General features: G+C 39.4%; 6 protein-coding genes. All 6 read right to left on the bottom strand.

The window, feature by feature from the left end; all coding sequences use genetic code 11:
* Positions 1–323 precede the first annotated feature (323 nt).
* Positions 324–779, bottom strand: coding sequence for a Fur family transcriptional regulator (locus EKM65_RS10755; protein ID WP_125608352.1), 456 nt, complete (start codon positions 777–779; stop codon positions 324–326).
* A 14-nt stretch (positions 780–793) separates the two neighbouring features.
* Positions 794–2,980: an LTA synthase family protein gene (locus EKM65_RS10750; RefSeq protein WP_125608350.1), complete on the bottom strand. Its 2,187-nt coding sequence runs from the start codon at positions 2,978–2,980 to the stop codon at positions 794–796.
* A gap of 99 nt (positions 2,981–3,079) precedes the next feature.
* Positions 3,080–4,129, bottom strand: coding sequence for a lysylphosphatidylglycerol synthase transmembrane domain-containing protein (locus tag EKM65_RS10745; protein ID WP_125608348.1), 1,050 nt, complete (start codon positions 4,127–4,129; stop codon positions 3,080–3,082).
* A 9-nt stretch (positions 4,130–4,138) separates the two neighbouring features.
* Positions 4,139–5,158, bottom strand: coding sequence for a glycosyltransferase family 4 protein (locus tag EKM65_RS10740; protein WP_125608346.1), 1,020 nt, complete (start codon positions 5,156–5,158; stop codon positions 4,139–4,141).
* Positions 5,155–6,360, bottom strand: coding sequence for a glycosyltransferase family 4 protein (locus EKM65_RS10735; RefSeq protein WP_125608344.1), 1,206 nt, complete (start codon positions 6,358–6,360; stop codon positions 5,155–5,157). The genes EKM65_RS10740 and EKM65_RS10735 overlap by 4 nt, the downstream gene beginning before the upstream one ends.
* Before the next feature lie 382 nt (positions 6,361–6,742).
* On the bottom strand, positions 6,743–8,932 hold the full coding sequence (locus EKM65_RS10730; protein ID WP_125608342.1) for an alpha-galactosidase: 2,190 nt from the start codon (positions 8,930–8,932) through the stop codon (positions 6,743–6,745).
* Positions 8,933–9,381 lie beyond the last annotated feature (449 nt).

The following is a 9,381-nucleotide window of genomic DNA, read 5'->3' as shown; positions in this document are numbered from 1 at the left end:
TCGTTAATGTTTCTTTGTTCATTACATCTCTGCAATAAACCCTACATATTCTCGAAACTTTGTTCAGTTTTCAAAGGCCTACTGTGTTGATAACGCAATAAGTAAAACATGTTTGTCGTCATCAGCAACATGTAATATATTACCAACTTCAGACTTGTTCGTCAACCAAAAAATCAAACTTTTCTGATAAAAGTCGCAGAACGCTGTCATAGCAACAATCAAACTGGAATAAAAGTTCTTATCTCAATTAGATTAAACGCGCATTAATATTTCAATCTCACTTCCTCACTGATATTTACTAATCAATCAATCTATTAACCCAATTAAATCATGTCACGATCAGCAACTGCCAGTTTCTTCTGACAATCAGGACAAATTGCATAAACTTCAATATTGTTTCCCACCGTCTCATAACCAGTTAAATTAGTCACCAAGCGTTCAATTCGATCCAAATCAGGATAAAAAACATCCACAACCTTGCCACACTTCTGACAAACTACATGAAAATGGCGCACACTAACATAGTCAAAATGACTTGGTTCATTACTGTACTTAAGTTCTTGAATAACACCTAATTCAGTAAACAAGCGCAAATTATTATAAACAGTTGCAATACTAATATCCGCAACTTGATCTTCTAACAGATTAAATACATCTTCTGCTGTGGGATGACTGTGTGAATTAACTAAAACCTGTAAAATCGCATCACGTTGTGGTGTCATCCGAACTTTATGTTGTTGTAGCAAAGCACGAGCATGATTATAACGCACGTTAGTCATTTATTTCACCAACCTTAATTACTTGACGAAGAACTGCTATCACTTGAGGCACTGCTGGAACTGCTGCTATTTGAACTACTAGTGCTGCTGGAGCTATTACTACTGTCACTACTCTTACTAGCATCTTTTGAGTCTGATTCCAACTCAGGAGCGTCCGTCTTGTATAAATCAAGACTCGACTTGTTATCGTTTTGATAAAGTAAACTTGTTTTCTCTTTCTTTTGCATCTTCTTAAGCAACTTCAAAGACTTGCTGAGTTTGTACGTATAATCCTTGGCTTTGACCGGTTTGAATCCTTTGGGTGTATAGAAACGCAACAAGTCGCCATTAATGACACTATCAGAAAGTGATAATTCGGTCGCCACATGGTTAGTCAAACTCTCTAATTCTTTTTTAGTGGCGGCATCTGGTTTCTTAATCAAGGTGCCATCACTAGTATTGTAATACTCACTACCAACTTTAGTGTACTTCGGTGTAACATAATCGCCGCTTCGAAAGGCAACGGTTTGATTACGATTCGTGGCCAACAAGTCCTGACCAAATTGAATATAGTTGCTGTTATCAATTCCCAGTAAATTCTCAATGGTTGGTAAAACATCAATTTCACCACCATAAGTATGGTTGACGCCACCTTTAAGACCATCCATATGAATCATCAACGGTACTTTTTGCCACTGAGCAACATCGAAATCGTTAGCCTTATCTTGACCTAATAATTTAGCAATGGCTGGTTTGTGGTTACCAGAAATAGCATAGTGATCACCATAAAAGACTAGCATACTATTCTTATCGAGGCCACTTGCCTTTAACCAGGCCATAAACTCACCAATTGATTGATCCAAGTAATGGGCTGTTTGTACATAGCCATCTACTGTTTTATCACCAGTCGTCGTCTTTGCAATCGACTGGTTCTTCTTATCTAGTAAATAAGGATAATGGTTAGTTACAGTAATTAGTTTGGCATAGAATGGCTGCGGTAATTGCTCGATATACTTCATCGAGTCTTTCAAGAAGATCTTATCCTTTAAGCCATAACCAACATCGAAATTCTTGCCACTCTGGAAATAACTCTTACTGAAGAAGTAATCGTAGCCCCAAGTCTTGTACGTATTATCACGATTCCAAAAACTAGGCACATCACCATGGAAGGAGGCGGTGGTGTAACCTTGGCTTTGCGCCAGAATCGCTGGTGCAGCTTGCCAAGTATTTGTTGAGCCGGCAGTTACCATTGCGGCTCCCTCAGATAACCCAAACAAGGACGTTTCCAACATTAATTCGGCATCGGCAGTTTTACCTTGACCAACTTGATTGAAGAAATTATCGAAGCTTAAGGTATCACTTTCATGGTAAATCTTGTTCAAGTTAGGCGTTACTTCTTGTCCATCAACTTTGTAATCAATCAAGAACTGTTGGAAACTTTCCAAATGAATCACAAAGACATTTTTACCTTTAGCAACACCTGTATAAGTTGGATTGCCGGCAACGTGATTATTCTTAATGTATTTCTGGACGGTCTTCATATCGCTAGCATCTGCATTAGCTCGGACTGCACTTGTCTTGGCAGCCTTGACCACATCATAAACCGCATAAGAATTTAAACCTAAGTACTTGACGATATAGTTATTGTCAAAAGTCCGTGTTAATAAACCGGAACGATCACTATTGGCCATCGTTAAATTAAAGCCAAATAGAATCACGGAAAGCAACGTAATTAAACCGGCAACGGGCTTTTTAATTGGTCGAATATCTATCTTCTGTAAACGTGTCGCCAAGATGACAATTAAAACTAGCAAATCAACAAACACCAAGAAATCAGACGGATTAATAATTCCAACGATACTTTTACCTAGATTATTAGAAACCGAACCTGATCCTTTAATTAAAGTCGAAGTCAAAAAATCCGAGAATTCACGATAGTACAAAATGTTCGCAAACAACCAAAATGTGGTCAAAAAATCGATAACCAACATGATAATATAGGATTTACGACCTTTGAAATACAGAGCAATACCAAAAAGCAACAATGTGGTCGGCAATGGATTCAGCGTCAATAAAAATTCTTGCACACTACCACTAACACCCAAATTAAATTTCGTTTGATAAGCGTAATAAGTTTTAATCCAGAACAAAACAACTGCGAGTAGAAAAAAGCCCCAGCGACTATTCCAGAATGCTTTTAGTTTCTCAGCAACAAACTTCATGTAAATCCTCCGTGTATACTGCCAAATTCAAAATCATTCTAAATTCTAGCAAAAAATCATCGTTAAACTTAGTCTCTTGAACAAATCGTAAAGAATTCTTTACTGAATATTCATATCTTCTTGCTTCGTTTGTTTCTTAAATACTCGTTTTGGGTGAGTCCCCATTGCCACAATACCTAAAACCATGCCCAAATAGAACGTAATCAACCGCCAAAGAAGCATTCCTAAAATTAAAGCGGTCTGTCCAGGTATAAAGGTTGCAAATAAAGTTTTAAAACTATATTCTGCACCACCAGTTCCTCCTGGAATAGGAAAAATTGATGTGATCATGACAATCATCACGTGCATACTGAAAACTGCCAATAAGTTAACGTGAGGAATATTTAGGGCTAACAATACAAAATAAGGGATCAAGTAATAAGCAATCAATTGCAGCATGGTTAGAATCGCTGCTTGAATGACTTTTTTCTTCTCACGATTTAATTGTATGCTTTCATCGTGAAAAGTTTCAATTTTTTGCATCGCGTTAGCTGACCAGCGCTCAACTTTGGGCGAGTGTACAAAACGACCCAAAAGATTGAAAAAACCTTGAACCAATCCCTTGGTGAAGCGATAGTAAAACATAATCATCAATAGTGTCCCAATCGTCACAATGTGAATGGTAAAGCCAAAGCCGATTAGTAACGCTAACCCACTAAACTGAGCCATCACTTGCCGAAAGCCAATCAACATGGTCAAGACAAAATTAATTAGAACCATCAGTTGATAAATAATAAATTTCATAAGTAAAACCGAACTCGCACGACCACCCTCGTAGCCCACTTGCAATAGTGCGACTAGTTGAGCCGGTTGACCACCAGACGAAAAGGGTGTGATGGCATTAAATAAAGCCTGAATTGGTGGCACGCGCAAGAAGTTCCACGCTGGCTGTTTAGGCTCATTTGGTTTTTCAATTAAAGTTTTCAACACTAAAGATTCGGCAATAAAGGAAAATAACATGACGACTAAAGCGACAACCAACCAGATCCACTGTAAATTAGCCAACCCATGTTGCACTTGTTGAAAGTCAGTCTCGCGCGCTTCCTGCCAGAAAATCAGACCGCCTAACGCAATCATAATCACCAAGGCAATGATATTTTTACGACTCATATTATCCTCTTAAAGTTGCGCTTGTGCAGTATAAAACGCTGCCCAAATCTTAGCCAAATGTTCTGGTGAATATTCTTGAGCAGCACTGCGCGCTAATTGTTGATATTGCTTATAAAAATCCGCATCGGTCATTAACTTTTGCAAGGCCTGATCAAAGCCAGCTAAATCATCAGCACCAACATACTTGCCAGAAATAATTGCCTCGTAGAGTTCCAAATTACGTAACAGAACGGGGACGCCACAACTAAAGGCTTCCAATACAGACATGGGAAATAGCTCGTCAAATGACGGCAAGAAAAATAAATCGGCTAGATTAAGATAATCCGCAATTTCAGTCCGCTTAATAATGCCCGTAAAGATCACATTTTTCGGCGGGTTTTCGACAAGTTTCTTGAAGTGATCATAACCATCTGTCATCGGACCAAAGGAAAAGCCTCCTGCCCAAATAAATTGAACATGAGGATTCTTTTTGGCTAACTTGACAAAATCGTCGACACCTTTGCGCTCTTGAACTTGTCCAGAACCGAAAACAATAAACTTATCTTTAGGCAGTTGATATTTCTCTCGTAAGGCGATTTTATCCTGAACCGGCCGATTCGGGAATTCGACTGGTGAAACGAAATTAGGAATATAAGTAATTTTTTCTTTGGCAATTCCATAAGCTTCAATCTTGGGGATAAAGCTTGGGTTAACGACGACCAAATGATCCATTCGTTTATAAAACTTGATCATATACCAATAAAAAATATTTTTAGCAAACTTAGGCATTCTTAAAGAGCCCTCAATCGTTTCTGGCAAGAAATGCACATAGCCAATTGTGCGGCCTCGCTTTTTGGAAAAAGTTGACAAGAAAAATTGCGGATCAATCGTGTGATAATGTGTAATATCCGCACGACGATATTGATTAATCGTGACCTTAAATTGATCACTCAACCGCTCTTGGAGCAAGCCTACTAACTCCAAATAAGCACTGCCAACACCTTGACCAGCAACCTTATCCGCAGATGAGAACATATTAATATGAATCATAAGCGCTCCTCACTGCGACCAGTTAAACTAAGTCGATTAATATTGGTTAAATTATAACTATCTGTTGCATCGTGATAGAAACTTAAAACCGAATCACCAAAATGATCAGCTGAGATCTCAAATAATTTATTCTTGCGTGGCCGTGGATCGGCAAATGCATGTGGATGACAAATGTAATTCTCAATTTGTGCTGCCATTTCTGGTAGATCGCGGAAAGTCGTGCCAATATCCGGATCATCGAAGACACCATCCGTATATTCACCACTGCGAACAACACATTTCAAACCAGCAGCCATTGCTTCAATATAAGTTAACCCTTGAGATTCAGTATCACTTGAGGAAACAAAAAGATCAGCCAATTGATAGTATGGTGCAATTTGCTCATGCTTGACTTCACCAACAAAAGTTACCGCAGCACCAATTCCCAACGTCTTAACCTGTTCTTCAAGTTCTTCACGATCCGGACCGTCACCAACAATTAAAAAGCGTAAATCAGGAATTCGTTTTTGTAGATCAGGAAAGGTCGATAAAACCTGATTAATTCTTTTTTCACTGGCAAGACGACTCAGGGTCATCAGCACGGGTGTTTGTTCAGTATAACCTAATTGTTGACGTAATTGTGCGGCTTGCGCGGAACAATCTTGATCATAGGCTGTAATGTCGATACCTGTGGGAATGACGCGGATGGGAATCTTGACGCCATAACGCCGTAACGACTCCGTAACGCGTTGACTAGGTGCCACTACACCATCCATATGGTTAACAAATGCACGCACGAATTGTTTAACATGATACGGCTTCAATAAGTGGCCGTTTAAAACATAATGTAAATAATCTTCATACATCGTGTGATACGTGTGAACACAAGGAATTTTCAAATTCTTAGCAACAAACTTACCAATCCAACCCATCGAAAATTCTGTCTGTGTATGTACAATATCCAAATCAAGTTCTTTAGCAACCTCAAGCGCATGAAATAACCCGCGCACCGCAACTCGCCGATCAGTAAAAGAAACGAAGGGAACGCTACCAAATCTAAACACGTTCGGCTCAACTTCTTCTTTGTCGACACCAGGATCAGTCGTCGTAAAAATATAAACATGATGCCCTTTACGTTCCAAATCATCTTTTAAAGTTCGAATTGAAGTTGCTACACCACTAACTTGAGGAAAATAGGTGTCAGTAAATAAACCAATATTCATGCCTCTTCCTCCTCCACTCGTTATTCATAATCAAATTATAGGGGTAATACTTGCCCAATGCAATTCACAACTATAATTCTAACAATATTGTTCGTTGAGCGTAACGGACTATGGGCTGAAAAAGCTTAAGACCAATTAACGTTTTTAAATTTAACTTAGCTTAATCATTCAAAATTTGTCTTTCTAAATTAATTAGGCACTAAATCGCCAATAATTTGACCAATGACTATTTAAAAAATAGCCGATAAACGTTATACTAAAAGTACCTTGGCAGGGGCAATTTATTGCTTACTAAAAGTGCCAGTCGTAATCATATTTACGGCTGGCACTTTTTTAGTATTTAAATTTCAACTTAGCTTTGCTAACAAGTCGTGCCATTGGCTTAATCTTCAATCGCCTTAATAACATAACGTTGTGTTGCATAATCGCCGGTTAAGTTAGGATCAACATATAAGCCAATATTCATTAACTCATCGCCACCATACACCGCATTACCTAATCGATAATGTTTAGCAGGATCCAGACCAGCTAGTTTCAACGTGACCAACGGATACGATGCTTCCGCACTCATTCGGAAATAAAAGACAATTGCTTCATCCTGTTGTTCTGAAACAAACATCCACGCCACATCATTATGGTTAAACGGACTCATTAAACGATAAAATTTACCAAACTGCAGCAGTTGTCGATGTGCTTTATAAAACTTAATTTGTTCAGCAATTGCTTGTTTCTCATCGGCAGTAGCTTTGGTTAAATCCAATTCATAACCAAGGACACCCGACATCGCCACATTACCGCGAATCGCCAAGCTCGTCACACGATGTGTCTGTTCATTGGGCACTGCTGAAACATGAGCACCCATACTAGAAATCGGATAAAGTAAACTGGTTCCATATTGAACCTTAATCCGCGAAATCGCATCCGTATTATCGCTAGTCCAAGACTGTGGCAAATAATAAAGAATCCCTAAATCAAAGCGGCCGCCACCACCAGCACACCCTTCAAATAAAACTTGTGGATAAGCCTGAGTAATTTTAGAAAGAAAATCATACAATCCCAAAATATAGCGATGAGCCACTTCACCTTGTTGCAAGGCAGGCAAAACTTGAGAGTAAACTTCAGTCATATTACGGTTCATATCCCATTTAATATAATCTAAGTTGGCTTGATCTAAAATTGTTGTCATTTGTTTAAAAATATTAGCTCGCACTTCTGCCCGAGAAAAATCCAAAACATACTGATTCCGACCCACCGAACGTTCCCGACGAGGAACTTCCAGCACCCAATCGGGATGATTACGGAACAAGTCACTATCTTCAGAAATCATTTCCGGCTCGAACCAAATACCAAACTGCAGGCCCATTTGATGAATTTGCGCCGATAAACCACTGACACCATGACTTAATTTCGCTTTATTTTCAAACCAATCACCTAAGGAAGTTCTATCGTCATTCCGAGCACCGAACCAACCATCATCCAAAACAAATAATTCAATGCCTACCTCCTTAGCAGCTTGTGCTAATTTTAAAATTTTATTTTCGTCAAAGTTAAAATAAGTAGCCTCCCAATTATTAATTAGAATTGGGCGCTGGCGCTGTTGGAAACGTCGTGGAACTAAATGTTGATTGCACAAATCGTGGAAAGTTTGCGACATGGCATTCAACCCAGCGTCACTGTATACTAAAACCACTTCTGGTGTTTGAAAAGCAGTCTCCGGTTGCAACTGCCAGGCAAAATTAAAGGAATTGATTCCCATTAGCACTCGCGTTTGCGCATATTGATCGCGCTGAATAATCGTTTCGTGATTACCACTGTAAATTAGTCCAAAACCAATCGCTTCACCTTGAAATTCGGTTGTCTCGGGCTGAACTAAAGCAACGAATGGATTTTGTTGGTGACCACTGGCACCGCGTTTACTATCAAGCACCTTAATGCCTAAGTTCAATGGTTCACGCACAATATTTCGTTCGCGTGCCCACGCACCGCGTAACTGAATCAAATCGTAGCTAGCCGCTGGAAAATCAATGGCAACACTGGTCAAACGATTAACTTCAACTGTGTCGTTGCCGTGATTAGTTAGTTTTGCCGAGCGGGTAATCACATTTTGCTTCGTGAAAATAGTGTAGTACATTTTCAACTCCAACTGTGAAACTTGATCTAACAGATGTAACACCAATGTTTGTGCGTCATGTTCATCACTAACATAGGTTGCCGGCAATCCAGCTAGTTGCGGCTTACCAGGCCGAATTTGATAATCATGATAACGAAAATCAGTGACTCGACTGCCGTCATTAAGGCGAATATTATAAGCCGGCTCACGAAAATCGCCGAACCCGTGGCCAGGATATTCTTGGAGCAATGTATCTAAAGAAAAACCACGATCGACAGCATGCGGTGGATTAGGCGAGAATGAACGATCCACCTGTGGATAATCATAGCTACTAGAATAATGAGCGATCTTTTTACCAAAATAAATATGGGCCAAGTAACCTCCAGGTTTAATTTGAATCAAGTAACTGATCCTGTTATTCGTCAAATGAAAAATTTGCTTATCTTCATCAAAAGTAATCATTAGCAACGCTCCCTTATCAACAAGTATTGTGCTAAATTGTTCATCATTAATCGTATTGCCACCTACTAGGTTATCATCATTGACGATAAATAGTCATTAAATGTTTGTTTGCTTTGATAAATTATCTGCGACAGTCCCTAAAACCGCTCTGTTATGCTTCTACGTGCCTGTGGGAATTCTGGAGCGGATTTAAATTGATTGAAAAATGATTAGTACCCTGATTCTCTTGGAAAGCTGAAATCTAGAACTGTTATGTTGCTGTTCTCCGTACCTGCGGGAAATACGCTGGTGGAACGCTGTGGGCTCGACTTTAAGCCAATCTACGATTGTCTTAAAGCTCGGCCTTGTCGTAAATGGTAAACCATTAACGACAATTTCAGTGCGCCCGGCATGGGCATCAACTAGACGGTGAAAGTCCGTTGCGGGCCGTAGTAGTCGGAACCGTTAGT

Origin of the sequence: Lapidilactobacillus bayanensis, assembly GCF_003946695.1 — a bacterium.
Classification (GTDB): Bacteria; Bacillota; Bacilli; order Lactobacillales; family Lactobacillaceae; genus Lapidilactobacillus; species Lapidilactobacillus bayanensis.
The sequence above is the reverse complement of the archived record's forward strand: the minus strand, read 5'-3'. Positions and strand labels throughout refer to the sequence as shown.